At 45.9% G+C, this 16778-nt stretch carries 18 protein-coding genes, 1 riboswitch and 1 other annotated feature; of the genes, 5 read left to right on the top strand and 13 right to left on the bottom strand.

The window, feature by feature from the left end; translation table 11 throughout:
• Positions 1–115 precede the first annotated feature (115 nt).
• Positions 116–391, top strand: a complete 276-nt coding sequence (locus AC1U9Z_RS08310; protein WP_333531000.1) for a transcriptional regulator — start codon at positions 116–118, stop codon at positions 389–391.
• A 58-nt stretch (positions 392–449) separates the two neighbouring features.
• On the opposite strand, the gene AC1U9Z_RS08315 is transcribed toward AC1U9Z_RS08310, so the two are convergent.
• The 3 genes from AC1U9Z_RS08315 to AC1U9Z_RS08325 form a co-directional block, all read right to left on the bottom strand.
• Positions 450–1172, bottom strand: coding sequence for an amino acid ABC transporter ATP-binding protein (locus AC1U9Z_RS08315; protein WP_333530999.1), 723 nt, complete (start codon positions 1170–1172; stop codon positions 450–452).
• On the bottom strand, positions 1159–1824 hold the full coding sequence (locus AC1U9Z_RS08320; RefSeq protein ID WP_333530998.1) for an amino acid ABC transporter permease: 666 nt from the start codon (positions 1822–1824) through the stop codon (positions 1159–1161). Before AC1U9Z_RS08320 ends, AC1U9Z_RS08315 begins: the two co-directional genes overlap by 14 nt.
• A 96-nt stretch (positions 1825–1920) precedes the next feature.
• A complete protein-coding gene (locus tag AC1U9Z_RS08325) occupies positions 1921–2712 on the bottom strand; it encodes a basic amino acid ABC transporter substrate-binding protein (RefSeq protein ID WP_479956921.1) in 792 nt (263 codons plus the stop codon).
• 282 nt (positions 2713–2994) lie between these two features.
• Between AC1U9Z_RS08325 and AC1U9Z_RS08330 the strand changes: the two genes are divergently transcribed.
• Both AC1U9Z_RS08330 and AC1U9Z_RS08335 read left to right on the top strand, forming a co-directional pair.
• Positions 2995–3891, top strand: coding sequence for a DMT family transporter (locus AC1U9Z_RS08330; protein WP_479956923.1), 897 nt, complete (start codon positions 2995–2997; stop codon positions 3889–3891).
• Between the two features lie 240 nt (positions 3892–4131).
• On the top strand, positions 4132–4506 hold the full coding sequence (locus tag AC1U9Z_RS08335) for a hypothetical protein (protein ID WP_333530995.1): 375 nt from the start codon (positions 4132–4134) through the stop codon (positions 4504–4506).
• Positions 4507–4687: 181 nt separating this feature from the next.
• Here AC1U9Z_RS08335 and AC1U9Z_RS08340 read toward each other — a convergent pair whose 3' ends face one another.
• The 5 genes from AC1U9Z_RS08340 to gcvT form a co-directional block, all read right to left on the bottom strand.
• A complete protein-coding gene (locus AC1U9Z_RS08340; protein ID WP_479956925.1) occupies positions 4688–5644 on the bottom strand; it encodes a cation diffusion facilitator family transporter in 957 nt (318 codons plus the stop codon).
• A 141-nt stretch (positions 5645–5785) separates the two neighbouring features.
• Positions 5786–7243 carry an aminomethyl-transferring glycine dehydrogenase subunit GcvPB gene (gene gcvPB / locus AC1U9Z_RS08345; RefSeq protein WP_479956927.1) on the bottom strand — a complete coding sequence of 486 codons (1458 nt, stop codon included), beginning with the start codon at positions 7241–7243 and terminating at the stop codon, positions 5786–5788.
• A complete protein-coding gene (gene gcvPA, locus AC1U9Z_RS08350) occupies positions 7240–8580 on the bottom strand; it encodes an aminomethyl-transferring glycine dehydrogenase subunit GcvPA (RefSeq protein ID WP_479956929.1) in 1341 nt (446 codons plus the stop codon). Before gcvPA ends, gcvPB begins: the two co-directional genes overlap by 4 nt.
• 22 nt (positions 8581–8602) lie before the next feature.
• Positions 8603–8986: a glycine cleavage system protein GcvH gene (gene gcvH, locus AC1U9Z_RS08355; RefSeq protein WP_479956931.1), complete on the bottom strand. Its 384-nt coding sequence runs from the start codon at positions 8984–8986 to the stop codon at positions 8603–8605.
• A gap of 3 nt (positions 8987–8989) precedes the next feature.
• Positions 8990–10084 (bottom strand): glycine cleavage system aminomethyltransferase GcvT, encoded by a 1095-nt coding sequence (gcvT, locus tag AC1U9Z_RS08360; protein ID WP_479957033.1) that lies wholly within the window; start codon positions 10082–10084, stop codon positions 8990–8992.
• A 172-nt stretch (positions 10085–10256) separates the two neighbouring features.
• Positions 10257–10359, bottom strand: a riboswitch (glycine riboswitch).
• Positions 10360–10550: 191 nt separating this feature from the next.
• Here gcvT and AC1U9Z_RS08365 point away from each other — a divergent pair.
• A complete protein-coding gene (locus tag AC1U9Z_RS08365; protein ID WP_479956933.1) occupies positions 10551–11066 on the top strand; it encodes a YhcN/YlaJ family sporulation lipoprotein in 516 nt (171 codons plus the stop codon).
• Between the two features lie 98 nt (positions 11067–11164).
• The gene (locus AC1U9Z_RS08370; protein ID WP_479956935.1) at positions 11165–11434 is read left to right on the top strand and encodes an alpha/beta-type small acid-soluble spore protein; all 270 of its coding nucleotides are present in this window, start codon (positions 11165–11167) and stop codon (positions 11432–11434) included.
• A gap of 107 nt (positions 11435–11541) precedes the next feature.
• Here AC1U9Z_RS08370 and ileS read toward each other — a convergent pair whose 3' ends face one another.
• From ileS to AC1U9Z_RS08395, 5 genes are all read right to left on the bottom strand, one after another.
• Positions 11542–14334, bottom strand: coding sequence for an isoleucine--tRNA ligase (gene ileS, locus AC1U9Z_RS08375; RefSeq protein WP_479956937.1), 2793 nt, complete (start codon positions 14332–14334; stop codon positions 11542–11544).
• 56 nt (positions 14335–14390) lie between these two features.
• Positions 14391–14620, bottom strand: a binding site (T-box leader).
• A 131-nt stretch (positions 14621–14751) separates the two neighbouring features.
• Positions 14752–15039 (bottom strand): DUF167 domain-containing protein, encoded by a 288-nt coding sequence (locus AC1U9Z_RS08380; RefSeq protein WP_479956939.1) that lies wholly within the window; start codon positions 15037–15039, stop codon positions 14752–14754.
• Between the two features lie 100 nt (positions 15040–15139).
• Positions 15140–15679 (bottom strand): DivIVA domain-containing protein, encoded by a 540-nt coding sequence (locus AC1U9Z_RS08385; protein ID WP_479956941.1) that lies wholly within the window; start codon positions 15677–15679, stop codon positions 15140–15142.
• Between the two features lie 31 nt (positions 15680–15710).
• Positions 15711–16502: a YlmH family RNA-binding protein gene (locus AC1U9Z_RS08390; RefSeq protein WP_479956943.1), complete on the bottom strand. Its 792-nt coding sequence runs from the start codon at positions 16500–16502 to the stop codon at positions 15711–15713.
• Positions 16502–16756 carry a YggT family protein gene (locus tag AC1U9Z_RS08395; RefSeq protein WP_333530931.1) on the bottom strand — a complete coding sequence of 85 codons (255 nt, stop codon included), beginning with the start codon at positions 16754–16756 and terminating at the stop codon, positions 16502–16504. Before AC1U9Z_RS08395 ends, AC1U9Z_RS08390 begins: the two co-directional genes overlap by 1 nt.
• Positions 16757–16778: the final 22 nt, after the last annotated feature.

Genomic DNA, 16778 nt, shown 5'->3' on the forward strand with positions numbered 1-16778 from the left:
TGGTCTGATCGTGCAAAAATAATTTTTTCCTAAACTAACGAATAAATTTGTTGATCTATGTCAATACTCTAATTAGATAACATTAACTAACTGTTAGTAAAGGGGTTGCAAGGCAATGACTGAACTTACCATGTCACAATATTTTAAGGAAGTAAACAACAGACTGCCTGTGGAAGCAGAAAGGGTTATGAGGGCCCTTTTTGATGAAGGCAAAATGAATAAGGAAGAACTTTCCTTAACCTCTAAAGTAAAAAGAGCAGTATTAGATCATGTAGTTATGCAATTATTTGCCCTCGGTCTCGTTGAAGTTACCTCCGAGGGAAAAAGCAAAATTTGCTCCTTAACCAAGCTAGGTGAGGAATACCTAGAGCTTATGCGGGAAGCTATCTAAGTAATTAGAAACACAAATCAGGGAAGCCACTGTGATGAGGCTTCCCTGATTGTCTTTATTAAAGAATTTTATTAAGAAAGGCCTTTGTTCGTTCATGCTTCGCATTGATAAAAATTTCTTCAGGAGTTCCCTGTTCAATCACTTTACCTTCATCAATAAACAAAACCCGGTCTCCCACTTCTCGGGCAAAACCCATCTCGTGTGTGACAACCACCATGGTCATTCCTTCCCGGGCCAAATCCTTCATTACACCCAAAACCTCACCAACCATTTCGGGGTCCAGGGCTGAAGTGGGTTCATCAAATAACATGACCTTTGGCTTCATAGCCAACGCCCTGGCTATGGCTACCCTTTGTTGTTGACCACCGGAAAGTTGGTCCGGATAGGCATCTTCTTTGTCACGTAATCCTACCTTGGCTAGTAAATCCCTGGCTATATCATTGGCTTCTTTTTCTGTCATACCCTTTACTTTCATGGGGGCGATGGTAATATTTTGCAGGGCTGTTTTATGGGGAAACAAATTAAACCTTTGAAAAACCATCCCCACATTTTGGCGAATTTTATTTATATCTGCACTCTTATCGGTTAAACTGACGTTATCAATGGTAATTTCACCGGAAGTTGGTTCCTCCAGGAGATTAAGGCAACGCAGGAAGGTACTTTTACCGGAACCGGACGGGCCAATAATCACGACCACTTCCTGTTCTTTGACATGCAAACCAATACCTCGGAGAACCTCAAGTTTGCCAAAATTTTTGGTTACATTTTTAGCTATGATCACCGGTCTTCAGCCTCCTTTCCATGCGGTTGACGAAGAACTCGGATATTAGCAAGGTCATAATAATATAGAAGATAGCCACCAAGAACCAAATCTGAAAGGCTTTATAAGTGGTCGAAATATAGAGCTGACCGCTGCGGGCAAGCTCTGCCAGACCAATGACCGAAACCAGTGAGGTATCTTTCAGCATGGCAATAAATTCATTGCCCAAGGGCGGGATAACCCGTTTAAAGGCCTGGGGCAGAATAATGTAACGCATAGCCTGGACATGGGACATGCCCAAAGATCTGGCTGCTTCCATTTGTCCTTTTTCAATGGATTGGATTCCGGCACGGAATATTTCAGCACAGTATGCACCACTGTTCAAGCTAAGAACAATTACTGCGGACCAAAATTTATCAATGGGGTGCCCAACCACTTGGGGTAGGCCAAAGTAAATTAAGAATAATTGCACTAACAAAGGGGAGCCACGGAAAAATTCTATATAAATCACAGAGGGGATCTTAATCAAAGAAATTCGGCTCATCTTACCTAGCCCAACAAACAAACCAATAATACTGCCAAATAATACAGCCAAAGTAGTTAGCTGGATCGTCATTTTTAGACCTATCATTAATATTGGCAAAGCATCTTGCCAAATCAGTAAAAGATCCATAACATCACCTACCTCTTTCTCCGTTGCATAAATATATGCGTAACAGAATTGTTACGCATACACTATTGTACATGATATCCGGTTGTCCGTCGACCTTTATTTTGGTTCTTCGCCAAACCACTTCTTGTAAATTTCAGCATATTTTCCGTTTTCTTTGATGGCTTTCAAGCCGGCATTTAACTTTTCAACGGTCTCCGTTTTTCCTTTGGGAACTGCGATACCATATTCCTCAGCGGAAAGAATTTCACCGACTAACTTAACTTCCTTATTACCCTGTTGAATAAAATAAGCACTAACTGGATAATCATTTACCACTGCGTCAACAGCACCATTCTTAAGTTCCATCAGGGCTTGGTCTGAGCTGGTGAAATAAGTAATTTTATTTTTATCCGTGATTTTTTCAGCCTGCAGGGCACCAGTGGTACCACTTTGGACAGCAATCTTCTTACCCTTGAGGTCATCAAAGCCTTTAATTTCATTGTTCTTGGCTTGTACAGCAACAATCAGACCAGACTTGTAATAGGGATCTGAAAAATCAACTTCCGCTTTACGTTTTTCTGTAATGGTCATGGCCGAAACAACAGCATCGATTTGGTTGGCCTGCAGAGCAGCAATCAAACCATCAAAACCCATACTGCGGAATTCCATTTCGTAACCAATTTCATCACAAATGGCTTGAATTAGTTCTACATCAAAACCAACATATTTCCCGGTACTGGTATCCGTAAATTCAAAGGGGGCAAAGGTGGCATCTGCCGCTGCAATGAGCTTGGGTTTAGCGGCGACATCCTTAGCAGGTTCTTTATCACTGCCACCACAACCTACAGCAGAAACTGCCAGTGCTAACATTAATGCCAGCAAACCGATAAACTTAATAGACTTTTTCATTATGGTTCCCTCCTAAAATTAGTCCCGCGCAACATTGAATATTTATTTGTTTGTTTTCATAAAAATGTGTTTCTGCATCATTCGTCAAATTCCTTCTTTTTGTTAAGCTTTTTTTATACTATCGGAGCACAAGGAGCACAGGGGGACGGTTCTTTTGTGTTGTTCTATAGAACAACACAAAAGAACCGTCCCCCTGTGCTCCTGGCTGGCCTTTTAAATTAAATTGACAGCTTGATTTTGGAGTGAGAGAATATATTGGAATGTTCCTCTGGAGGCGATTTAATGACAAAAGCACTGCAAATGCAGGCAGATTTAGCTCTATTAGCGGTTAGCTTTGTTTGGGGTGTTACCTTTGTGGTGGTGCAGGATGCCCTTTCTGGTATTGGTCCCTACTATTTCATAGGGATTCGTTTTGCCATAGCCTTTGCTTTTCTGGCTTTAATATATAGCAAGCGTTTCCGAAACATCGATAGAGCGACATTAAAGGCCGGCTCATTTATTGGCGTTTTTTTATTTATGGGTTATGCCTTTCAAACGGTTGGTCTAAAATATACCACTGCTTCTAATGCCGGCTTTATAACTGGTTTGGCCGTGGTTTTAGTACCGCTGTTCACAGCCCTCATCACAAAAAAAATTCCTAGCCTGGTACTTATTTTCGGTGTCACCAGTGCCACTCTGGGGTTGGGATTATTGTCAATAGGAAATAACCTGTCTATCCGTTTTGGCGATATATTGTGCTTTTTCTGCGCCATTTGCTACGCAGCACATATTATCCTGGTAGGAAAATACGCACCCAAACATGACCCAGTATTGTTGGCCATTCTTCAGGTGGGAGTGGTCGCCGTCATCAGTCTTAGCTTTGGACTTGCTCGGGAGACCTTGCCCGCTGAATTTACTCGCCCAGTCTGGACCGGCCTTTTAATTACAGCAATACCAGCAACTGCCCTAGCCTTTTTAATCCAAAACTCCGTTCAGAGATTTACCTCTGCTACCCATACGGCTATTATTTTTATCACGGAACCGGTTTTTGCTGCAGCAACCGACTGGCTTTGGGCCGGAGAGGTATTGTCCCCCCGTCAATGGGTCGGTTGCCTTTTGATTCTGGTCGGTATGCTAATTGCTGAACTTAAGGACAGCCTAACAACAGAAGCCATCCCTAAGGAAGCAAAGGAAATGTAAGGCCCCATTAAAGGGGAGTGTGGCAAATTACTACAAAGTAGTTTGCCACACTCCCTTTTAATGTTCGATTTCAGAACGGTTATGTGTTCTTTTAGAACATTCAGATATGTTCGATTATTGTACCTTGTGTAAAATAGAACAACCATCGGCTTTGCTTTCAGCTAGATGACCTGGCATCATTCTTGCATTATTAGGTTGCTAACAAAACGCTTAAACTTTGACTGAAAGGAGTTTAACCCTATGGCTAACGTTTTTCTAGGGGGATCCCTTGATGAGATTCGAGAAGTTATGAGAGAGGGTCTTCAGCCGAAACACATGATCCGTTGTACATTGCTGGAAGCAATGATTGATGCACGCAATTCGGTTGGTTTAAACCGTCGTTTTAAACCAGTGGTTCTAGTTATAGAACTACCACAAAATTTAAAAATGCATACCCAGGATAATCAGCCCTTTTATAGTTTAAAAAATTTCCGTTCCCATATCAAACGAATTTATTCAGTAAAAATTGATTTTAAAGCGCCAAACCTAGTTAGCGTGTCAGGTACCATCTCCCCTTATGCAATTTTACCTGCAGGGAATCAAAAATTATCCTTTCATAAGGAAGCCTTACGTTAACTACTTGTGACAGCAAAGGGACAGCTCGAAACCACGCTCGAAACCACGAATGATTATAATACACATCATCCTGAGCGATAGCGAAGGATCTTATGGTCTGGCCTTAAGATCCCTCGCTACCACTCAGGATGAAAAAGCATTTTCAGTGATTTCGGACAGTTCATCTGTCTCTTTTTATTTTCTAATTCTTTTCTTCGGGGCCTACCGGACATTCCTCCGCCTGGCAGGCAGCCGCTGAACAACCTCTCGCTAAGGCTTCCTTTGCCTCCTCACAGGGTTCACAATGAATTAAGACCTGCACCCTGGGTAGTTCCCCTTCAATCTCTTCCTCTATATGATCACATAGCTGATGTACGGTACCAATGGGTAGGTGTCGTGGTACAACTAAATGAAGGTCTACATAACGGTAGGGACCAGATTTTCGGGTTCGCAAACCATGATACTCAATGTATTGATCCGAATGCTTGGCCAATACTTCTTTTATTACTTTCTCTTCCTCCGATGGTAAGCTGACATCCAACATCACACCCATGGATTCCCGAATTAAATCAAAGCCTGCCCTTACAATCATCATCCCCACAATGATCCCAACGATTGGGTCCAAGAGGGTAAACCCTGTCAGGTAGATGGCACCCAGTCCGACAAATACTCCCAGGGAGGTATAGACATCTGTTTTTAGGTGCCACCCATCCGCCACGAGGGCCGGCGAATCGGTTTCTTTGCCCACAGCCATCAGTCTTCTGGAAATAACAAAGTTAACTGCCGCAGAAATAACCATAACCGCCGCACCCCAACCCAGCGATTCGATTTCCTGTTCACCCTGCCACAGCTTTGGCACAGCCTGAACAAAAATACCCACGGCTGCTACTATTATTAAGATTGCTTCAATAATACTGGCCAAATTCTCATACTTCCCATGCCCATATTGGTGTTCAGCATCCGCTGGCTTGCCAGATTGCCGTACTGCCATAAAGGCAATTAGGGAGGCAATTAAATCCAACCCGGAGTGAATGGCTTCCGATATAACTCCAATGGAACCCATTCTAAGACCCACCAATAATTTGCCAATCGTCAATAGGGAGTTGGAGAGAATGGCGAGTCGGGCCACCTTTATTTTCTTCTGTTGGATCGCGTCCACGAAAAATCCCCCTTTTAGACTCACGGGGACGGCTCTCTAGGCTCAAAAGAACCGTCCCCGTGAGTCACGAGCTAGCAGCTGATGGCTAAGAAAGGGACTCCATCTTCTAGTTTCAAGATGAAGTCCCACAAATATTCACGATCAACCGGGCAATTGACTCTTCAAGATCGGCTTACGGGCTGCTGTTACTTCATCCAGTCTGCGCACGGGGGTCGTATAGGGTGCGTTTTTCAGGGTATCTGGGTTTTCTCTTGCTTCTTCCAATACCTTGATTAAATTGGCGGCAAACTCATCCAGCGTTTCCTTGCTTTCTGTTTCCGTAGGCTCGATCATGATGGATTCCTCTACAATGAGGGGGAAATATACCGTTGGTGGATGATAACCATAATCCAAAAGTCTCTTGGCAATATCCAGAGTTCTAATCCCCCGCTCCTTCATATCCGCCGGAGGTACAGCCACAAACTCGTGCATACAAGTCCTTGGGAAGGGAACCCGGAGTTCCTTAGAGAGCCGCTTCATGAGATAATTTGCATTGAGCACAGCATACTCCGAAGCCTCTTTTAATCCCTTACCTCCCAAGGCCTTGATATAGGTATAAGCCTTTACCACAACACCAAAATTACCAAAGAAGGCTTTCACCCGGCCAATGGATTGGGGACGTTGGTAATCAAGCAGATATTTGCCGTCCTGCTGCCTAATCACTGGTTTTGGCAGAAAGGGTTCCAAGGCTGCCTTGACGCCAACTGGCCCGGCACCTGGACCGCCGCCGCCATGGGGTGTACCAAAGGTCTTGTGCAAGTTTAGGTGCACCACATCAAAACCCATGTCACCGGGTCGAGCATAGCCCATAATGGCATTGAGGTTTGCCCCATCGTAATACAAAAGCCCGCCGGACTGGTGTACGAGGTCGGCAATTTCCTTAATGTTATCTTCAAAGAGTCCCAGGGTACTGGGGTTGGTTAGCATCAGTGCCGCCACATCCGGCCCCAGCACTTGTTTTAAAGCCTCCAGATCAACGCCGCCCCGCTGGTCAGACTTCACTTCCACCACTTGAAAACCACATAGGGTTGCCGTAGCCGGATTTGTACCATGGGCTGAGTCAGGCACAATGACCTTGGTGCGTCCTGTCTCCCCTTTGCTTTCCAGATAGGCTTTAATAAGAAGCATGCCCGCCATTTCGCCATGGGCACCAGCAGCTGGTTGGAGGGTAAAGGCATCCATGCCGGTGATCTCAGCCAAGTCCCGCTGGGTTTCAGCCATCAGCTGCAGTGCCCCCTGGCAAAGTTCTTCTGCCTGGTAAGGGTGCAACTTAGCAAAACCGCTTAGAACCGCTGCATCCTCAGCGATTTTGGGGCTATATTTCATGGTACAGGACCCCAGGGGGTAAAACCCCACATCCACACCAAAGTTTAGCCGGGAAAGCCTGACAAAGTGCCTTACCACGTCACCCTCACTGACTTCGGGCAGGGGGACTTCTTGTTCCCTGATATATTCAGATGGTAATAAGTCTTGGGGGGAAACTTCTGGTACATCATTGGCCGGAAATACAATCCCCGGGCGACCCGGTGAACTTAGTTCAAAAATTAACTTTTCCGTCATGATATTACCCCCAATCGCTGCGCCAACAATTCGATCTCTTGGCGATTCCTTTTTTCTGTTACACAAAACAACATATGTCCCGCCAGTTCCGGATAGTAAATTCCAAGGTCAAGGCCACCTAAAATATTGTCTTTAAGCAGTTCCTGGTTAATTTTTTCCGGTGACACCTTTGTTTTTAGGACAAACTCCTTAAAAACCGGTGTTGGCCAAGGCAACTGATAGCCAGGCAGTGAGGACAGTAACTTTTTAGCATAGGCTGTCTTTTGCAGGCATCGTTCAGCCACCTGTCTTAAACCCCGCCGTCCTACCAAACTTAAGTAAACGGTGGCTGCCAGGGCACACAGGGCCTGATTGGAGCAGATATTAGAGGTTGCCTTATCCCGGCGAATATGTTGTTCCCGGGCCTGGAGGGTCAGTACATAGCCCCTTTTGCCATCCACATCAACGGTTTGGCCCACAATCCGACCGGGCATTTTGCGGACTAGTTTTTCCTTGCAGGCCATAAAGCCCAGATAGGGACCCCCGTAGGACAGGGGAATACCCAAAGGTTGTCCTTCCCCTACAACGATATCGGCACCACATTGGCCAGGGGATTTGAGCAGGCCCAAGGCAATGGGGTCAGCGCAAACCACCAGCAGTGCCCCTACAGCATGGGCCTTGTCCGCCATTTGCACCAGATCCTCAATACAACCAAAAAAGTTGGGATACTGAACTAAGATGGCAGCGGTATTTTTATCCAATTTGTTATCAAGATCCGTCAATTGGGTTACGCCCTGTTCAAAGGCTATTTCCGAAATATCAATAGCTGGCCCGTGCAAGTAGGTTTTTACTACCTCACGGTATTCCGGGTGTACGGTCTTAGCCACCAGCACCCGTTCACGCCGGGTAGCTGCACAAGCCATCAAAGCCGCCTCGGCCAAAGCACTGGCCCCGTCGTACATCGATGCATTGGCGGCATCCATGCCAGTCAAGAGACAAACCATGCTCTGATATTCAAAGATACTTTGCAGCACTCCCTGACTGATTTCCGGCTGATAGGGTGTATAGGCCGTATAAAACTCTGCCCGGGACAAAACATGTTTCACGGCACTGGGGACGTAATGATCATAGGCCCCGGCCCCTAGAAAACAAATGGTTTGATCCACTCCTTGATTTTGTCCGGCTAAGGCAGCCATGTGGTGCTGCAATTCCATTTCCGTCAGTCCATCCGCCACAGCCAGTTCACGGTTTAACCGAACCTGGGGAGGAATATCCTGAAACAACTGATCCGTGTTTTCAATACCGATGGCCTGTAGCATCTGGCGAAGTTCATTATCCGTATGAGGAATGAATTTCAAAATTACCTACCTCTTTTCCCCTTTAGGCTTTTTCTACCATCGACTGATATTGCTCGGCATCCATTAGATCGTCCAACTCAGCTGGGTTGTCTAATTCAACAATAATCATCCAGCCCTTGCCATAGGGTTCCTGGTTCACCAGTTCTGGTGCATCGGCCAGTCCTTCATTGACCTCAAGTACCTTGCCACTTATCGGAGAGTATAGATCGCTGGCGGTCTTAACAGATTCCACCACACCAAAGGACTCTGCCGCCTCAACTTCTTCCCCCACCGAGGGGAGCTCAACAAATACGATATCTCCCAGTGAATCCTGGGCATAATCCGTAATCCCAATGATGGCCCGATTACCTTCAACCTTTACCCATTCATGATCTTTGGTGTACTTTAAATCAGCCTGTAAATTCATCCTTTATACCTCCCGTTTATAGAATGGTTTTTCCACAATTTTTGCCTTTAGTGGTTTGTTGCGAATCATAACAGCCAATTCACTGCCTATCGCTGCATGTTCCACCAATACATAGGCCAGGCCTAGGTTCTTGCCGATGGTTGGTGCAAAGGTACCAGAGGTAAACCAACCAATCTCCTGGTCCTCTTTTACAAGGACATAACCCTGACGGGGTATCCCCCGGTCAATCATTTCAATGCCCACTAGTTTATAAGCCGGCCCTGCCTCCTTTTGCCGCAGCAGTGCTTCTTTGCCAATAAACTCCGGCTTGTTAAATTTTACAGTCCAGCCTAGCCCCGCCATCAGAGGGGAAATAGCATCGGTTAATTCATGGCCATAAAGTGCCAAGCACGCTTCAAACCGCAGAGTATCCCTGGCCCCCAGGCCCGCAGCTGTGATGCCCTCTGGGGCTCCGGCCTCCATGATCGTATGCCATAGCATTTCTGCATGGGCTGCCGGAAAATACAACTCGAAGCCTGCTTCACCGGTGTAACCCGTACGGGAAATTAGACAATTTATTCCTTCAACAATGCCGTAAACAAAGGAAAAGGGCTTAATTTCAGCAAGCTTAACCGCAGTTAATTTTTGTAAAATCTTTTCCCCCTTTGGTCCCTGCAGGGCCAACTGGCAAGTTGCGTCTGATACATTTTTTATATCCACACCGGGGATCTGGTTATCTTTAAGCCAGTTAAAATCCTTATCTGTGTTCGAAGCATTTACCACCAACAAATACTGTTGATCTTCCAATTGGTATACCAATAAATCATCAATGGTACCACCCTGGGGATTGCACATGGGTGAATAAATGGCCTTACCTGGTTCTAGTCGTGTTAGGTCATTGGTTATTAGCTTCTGAACAAACTCCCTGGCCGCCGGACCGGAAATTTCGATTTCCCCCATGTGGGAAACATCAAATAAACCTGCGGCAGAGCGGACGGCTTGATGTTCCTTGATAATCCCCTCATACTGTACCGGCATTTGCCAGCCACCAAATTCCACCATCTTGGCACCCGCCGCAACATGCACCTGGTACAAGGGTGTCCGTTTTACTTCCTGCATATCTCCACCTCCCGTAGTATTATGTCTCTGTCCTGATATTTTTAAGAAAAATAAAAAGGACATAGCTATACCTCCTTTGCTGGTATAACTCTGTCCCTATAACCTGAGAGATGACTTCCGATGAAGCTTCCCCTTGGGTGTCCGCTAATCTAGCAGGAACTCTCCAGAGCCCAGTCCGGCCACAGTCCTTTTGCCTGAAAGTTTCGCCTGTTTTACAGCACAACAAACCGGCTTGCTCCTTCGGCGCCCCCGAGGGTCTCTCCCACAGCCATCATCCAAAATATATAAAACTTTTTTATTATTTCTTGATATTTCAAAAAGTTCCTTCTTTCTTGAGAAAAATATATTTTTTGTCGGTATTCATTTTTTACTGGTGCTTTAAAACAGAGTAGTCAAAGTATACCTATAAATAGGCGGCATAATCTATAGCTGTTAAGAAATAATACAATTAACGATAATTTTGGAGGTGCTAAATTTGGATAAAACAAAAAAATTTCTAGTATTGCCCGCAACTCTATTACTTGGAACCGCATTGCTCTTTGGTGGTTGTACTCCGGCCAAAAAGCCAATGGAACCAACCCCACCAGCTCCTACAGCACCCACAAATCCAACAAACCCAGCAAATCCTAATAACAACCAGAACCAAAATTACCCCAGGGAAGTTGCAGATCGGGTGGTTGACGAGGCAAATGGAGTGGAAGGTGTACGGGGTTCTACAGCGGTAATTGCCGGCAGTAATATTTATCTGGGCTTGGATCTAAATGCCAATTTAGAAAAAAACAGATCGGCAGAGGTAGAAAGAAGGGTGCTTGATCAAGTGAAAAATGCAGCACCTAATTACACGGTCATGGTTTCCTCTGATGCTGATACGGTGACAAGAATTAAAAATGTGGCACAGGGAATTACCCAGGGCCGGCCGGTCTCAAGCTTTACAAATGAAATAGAGGATATCGGTAACCGAATCCAACCCAAAACCAAGTAGCTATTAAGAAACTGCATCGATAGGATCATAAACGCCCGCTTTAATTTGGCTGCGGGCGTTTATGCTATCAAGTTTTCTAAGCGTTTTAGGAGGTTACTATGGACTCAGTGGTTCAACATTTAAACCATTCCATCAAGCAGAAAAAAGAAGCCAGGGAACGCAAGGAACGAACAAAACCACCCAAAAAACCTACCCCAATGGATTTGTTGAAATTGGAAATTGCCACCGAATTAGGTCTAGACCACAAGGTTAAGCAGGATGGCTGGGGCGGTTTGACCTCCGCCGAGTCAGGACGCATCGGTGGCATCATCACCCAACGGGCCAAAAAGGGTATCATTGATTTAAATGCATTAAGGGCGAAGGAGTAAAAAGAGTTACCTCAAAACGAGGTAACTCTTTTCTTACTTAGCCAGAGCCGTGGGCCATGGCCAAAAAATAATCCTTAAGCAATCCATGCAATAAAGCGGGTGGTTACTTAGCGGGTGGTATTTGTCACCACACCAGCACAGCGGGGGCAAAGGGTGGTGTGCTCGGCATGGCTGCCCACTTCTTCGTGGTACATCCAACAGCGCTCACACTTGGCACCTGTGGCTGCAACCACCTGGACGGCCAGTTCCAGTTCCTCTGCTTTCATGGCATTTGCCGGAGCCTCTGCCAATGGGTGTAGGTTTACTTTCGAGACAATGAAGAGAGTGGTTAGCTCCCCTGCCATTGGTTTGAGCAATTTCGCCACTTCCCCGGCAACATAAAGATCAACTTGGGCTTCCAGGGCATTGCCAATCGCCTTGTTCTGACGGGCCACTTCTAAGGCCTTTAATACTTCTTTGCGAATTTCATGGATTTTATCCCATTTCTTTTCCAGTTCAATGTCCATGTACTCAACATTTACTTCTGGCATATCCAATAATTGTACACTGGCCAGGCGTTCTCCCTCCACCGGCATATATTTATAAATCTCTTCGGTGGTAAAGGCCAGGATTGGTGTCAACAGCCGAACCAAAGCATCCAGTGCTTCGTAAAGAACAGTCTGAGCCGACCGACGCTCCAAGGAATCTGGAACTGCGGTATAGAGACGGTCCTTGATAATATCTAAGTAGAATGCACTGAGTTCCACCACACAATAATTGTGGATGGCGTGGTAAACAACGTGGAACTCATAGTTTTCATAGGCATTACGTACTTGCTTATTCAACTTGTGCAGTTCCATCAAGGCCACGCGATCTAACTCCGACATCTTTTCATAGGCTACCTTATCCTTGGCCGGATTAAAGTCGTAAATATTACCCAGCAGGAAGCGGGCAGTATTTCTAATCTTGCGGTAGGACTCAGTCATTTGCTTTAAAATATTCTGAGATAAGGCTAAATCCGTTCGGTAATCGGCAGAGGAAACCCACAGGCGAAGGATATCCGCACCCATCTGGCCGCAGATCTTTAAGGGGTCCACAACATTGCCCAGGGACTTGGACATTTTACGTCCCTTTTCATCCACTGTAAAACCGTGGGTTAAGACCGCTCGATAGGGTGGCTTTCCTGTCACAGCCACAGAAGTGGATAAAGAGGAGTTAAACCAACCTCTGTGCTGGTCACTGCCCTCCAGATAAAGGTCTGCCGGCCACTGCAGTTCTGGCCATAACTCTGGCTGATTTAATACAGCCAGGTGACTGGAGCCAGAGTCAAACCAAACATCCATGGTGTCCGTCTCTTTACGGAAATCCTTACCCTGACCACAGTGGGGACAAGTCAAGCCAGTTGGCACCAGTTCATTGGCTTCCTTAGCAAACCAAATGTCGGAGCCATGCTCCCTGAACAGTTTTTCAACGTGGGCAATGGTCTCCTCCGTGATGATTTCTTTGCCACAATCATTGCAATAGAAAATGGGAATCGGCACCCCCCAGGTCCGCTGACGGGAAACACACCAGTCACCACGACCCTCCACCATGTTGTAAATGCGCTCCTCACCCCAAGAGGGAACCCATTTGACATTGCGGATAGCCTGCAGTGTCGCCTGACGGAAGCCATCCACCGATGCAAACCACTGCTCGGTGGCCCGGAAAAAAATAGGTTGCTTACAGCGCCAGCAGTGAGGGTACTGGTGCTTAATATGAACGTGACCCATTAAAGAGTCCTGTTCCTTTAATTCCTCTACGATGCTCTTGTTGGCATCCATAATAAACTGCCCCTGAAACTTGCCGCCCTCGGCGGTAAATTTTCCTCGGTTGTCAACCGGAGCTAACACCGGCAGTTTGTACTTTTTACCAACCAGAAAGTCATCTTCACCATGGCCCGGTGCTGTATGCACCGCACCGGTGCCAGCCTCCAGGGTAACGTGTTCACCTAAAATAACCAGTGATTCCCTTTCTTCAATAAAGGGATGCTGACAAATTACTCGCTCCAGTTGTTCTCCTGAATAGGTAGCCAGGACCTCAGCCTCTTCGGCACCCACCGCTTGCTTGAAGGACTCCAACAATTCTTTGGCCACAACAATCTTCTGGCCCTGGACAACAGCCAGGACATACTCAAATTCCGGGTGCACACTGATGGCCACGTTAGCTGGCAGGGTCCAAGGGGTAGTGGTCCAAATTACCACCGCTGCATCCTGGGGTAAAACACCCTTCCCGTCTTTCACAGGGAATTTCACATAAATTGAGGGAGAGGTTTTATCGGCATATTCTACTTCTGCTTCGGCCAGAGCAGTTTCACAGCTGGCACACCAATAAACAGGTTTTAAGCCCTTGTAAATATAGCCTTTTTTGGCCATCTCACCAAAGACCCGAACCTGGGTAGCTTCATATTTGGGCAGTAGGGTTATATAAGGGTTTTGCCAGTTACCCCGAACACCCAGGCGTTGGAATTCCTCTCTTTGGGTGTTAACCCACTTTAGAGCGTAATCCTTACATTTAGCCCGAAATTCCACCGGATTAACCTGGTGGCGATTCAATCCAAGTTGCTTAATTGCTTGCTGCTCAATGGGCAGACCGTGGGTATCCCAACCCGGTATATAGGGGGAATCGTAACCACTCATGGAACGGTATTTAACAATGATGTCCTTTAACACTTTATTTAAGGTATGTCCCAAGTGAATATGTCCATTGGCATAGGGTGGGCCATCATGCAAAATAAATTTTCTTCTGCCCTTATTTTTTTCCTGTACTTTATTGTAGACATCAATTTCTTCCCAATACTTTTGTGTTTCTGGTTCCCTCTGGGGTAAATTGCCCCGCATGGGGAAATCTGTTTGAGGTAAATTTAGTGTTTTTCCGTAATCCACCTAATATTTCACTCCTGACCTTTGCATTTGATTGAGAAAATAGAAAAGCCCGCCCCTAAAGGGACGAGCTACTTTACCCGCGGTACCACCCTCATGAACAGGAAAAACCTGAACACTCGATACACTGATAACGGCAGCGCAGCCGACCAAGCCTACTCCCCGTTGTTCAGGTTTCAGCAGGCACCTCCCGGGTGATCTTCAAAGGATGGCACTGATTCGGATTCCACCAAGTACCGAACTCTCTGTACAGCCTCCAACCATCTACTACCCCGTTCAAAGGTTCTGAGAATATTTATAAACAGAACTATTATAACCAAAACCGTTCGGAAGGTCAACATTTGCGGTTTATTGTCGTTGAGTTAGCTTTTAGCTAGCCTGAAAATAACGGCCATCGGCCTTGGGCTTCATAGCTCATGGCTAACGACGAAGCAAAGCCCTTGCCTTTGCTTCACTGACCCCCCGTATACGCACTAGCTTATTCCGACCGGTATGCCCAGAGACAATCTCTACATTGGATTTAGCAATGCCAAAAACTTCCCCAAAAAACTTACAGCAGGCTTCGTTGGCGGCACCGTCCACTGGGGGTGCCGTGAGGCGAACCTTTAGAGCCCCCTCCATCTCACCGGCCAGGCTATTTTTGGCAGCCCTGGGCTGAACCCGCACTTTTATTACCACACCATTTTGATCCTCTTTTATGTCCAGCATCCAGTCCACTCTCCTAATAGCCATCAGCTTATGGGGTAGTAATTGGAAATGATACGTCCCTGACCCAAGATCAAAGGGATGCTGGGCGGCGGCTAAATTATCAGCTCACGCTCTCCTCCTCCACCGCCTGAACCTTCCCCTCCATCAGCTCCATTTGGGCTTCTAACAGGGCTCTAAACTTGGCCCTAAATACCTTGGCTTGTTTTTCCAACTGACGATATTCTAATAAAATGGCCTCAACCCTTGTTTCGGCCAACTTTAGCATTTCTTCGGCCCTGTGGGAGGCTTCCTTAACAATGCGTTCAGATTCTGCTTCGGCCTGCTGGGTCATGGTGCGGGCCGAGAATTCTGCTTGTTCCAACAGAATCTTGGCTTCCCGTTCAGCATTTTTTTTCATATCCTCAGCACTTTTTTGAGCCATCACCAGGGTGCGTTGTAAAGCATCCTCCAAATCACGGTAGTGGACAATACTTTCTTGGCTCTGACTAAGCTGTTCCTTTAACTCATGGTTTTCTACATACATTTTTTCATAGTTATCTTTTATTTTAAGCATCCAGGCGTCTACCTGTTTGGTATCATAGCCCCTAATGGCTTTATCAAACCCTTTGGCCTGAATTTCCATTGGCGTTAAATAACTCACCTGAAACACCTCCGCTGCTTTTTTATCCCAGTTATAAATAACGTTTTAACACTATACCTATTCGGCCACTTTTGGTGTTTCCTTTAATCTCGGATATTTCCACCCTGCCTCTTCCCCGCATGGAGAGCATATCGCCCTCTTGAATCGGGGCAGCTACATTGGAACAAGTATGCCAATTTATGTTTAGTCTTTCCGCCTGTATTTCCCGGGCAATGCGGCTTCTGGAGGTACCAAACCCAGCAGCGGCCACAGCATCCAAACGGAGGGAAGCAACGGTTGTTTTGATTTCTTTCACCTTTAACTCAGGCAGCACTAACTCCCCGGAGTTAATCTCTCTTACTTCCACTCCAACTTTATGTACCTTGGTTAGGTTCGTCATTAGGTAAGAAACAATCTCCTTGGCTACCATGACCTGGCAACCCTTCGGGGTAACGATTAAATCCCCTACCATTTCCCTTCGGATGCCTAATCCCAATAAAGACCCTAGAAAATCCCTGTGATTAACCTGTACCATTTTAAAATTACCCTCCACAGCTAAAAGAGTAATTTCATAATCGATATCTGTACCAGCCAGATAATCAGGGAAAATGGCAGTTCTGGTCCTTTCTGCCATTTCGTAACCACCCTGGGTGGCAAAATCCAACGCATGAATTCGTTCCAACATGGAAAGGATGAGACCCGTATGATACGGGTCATAAAAATGTGTTAACTGAGGAGAATGATTTTTTAACACGGTTTCCACTGAGTCTAAAACCTTCGTTAACACAGCTTTTTCATCGGGACTATTTAGATGACCCACCAGGGCCTTACGATCTAGTCTCATTATCTTACCATGTTAAAAATAAAGCTTTGAATCATCCTTAGTACAAGAAAAGCTACGATAGGAGATATATCCACCATGCCAAGGGGTGGGATGACTCGCCTAAAAATATTTAAGTAAGGGTCCGTTGTTTCGTAAAGAAACCGGATAATTGGATTGTGTGGGCTGTGCGGAAACCAAGATAATAAAATTCTTGCTAACAACATCATTTCATAGACCCAAAAAGCTACTTCAATAAAAGATAATAAAGTGTACATGGTTCACCCCGTCATATTATAA

It is taken from the genome of Desulfotomaculum sp. (assembly GCF_982386235.1).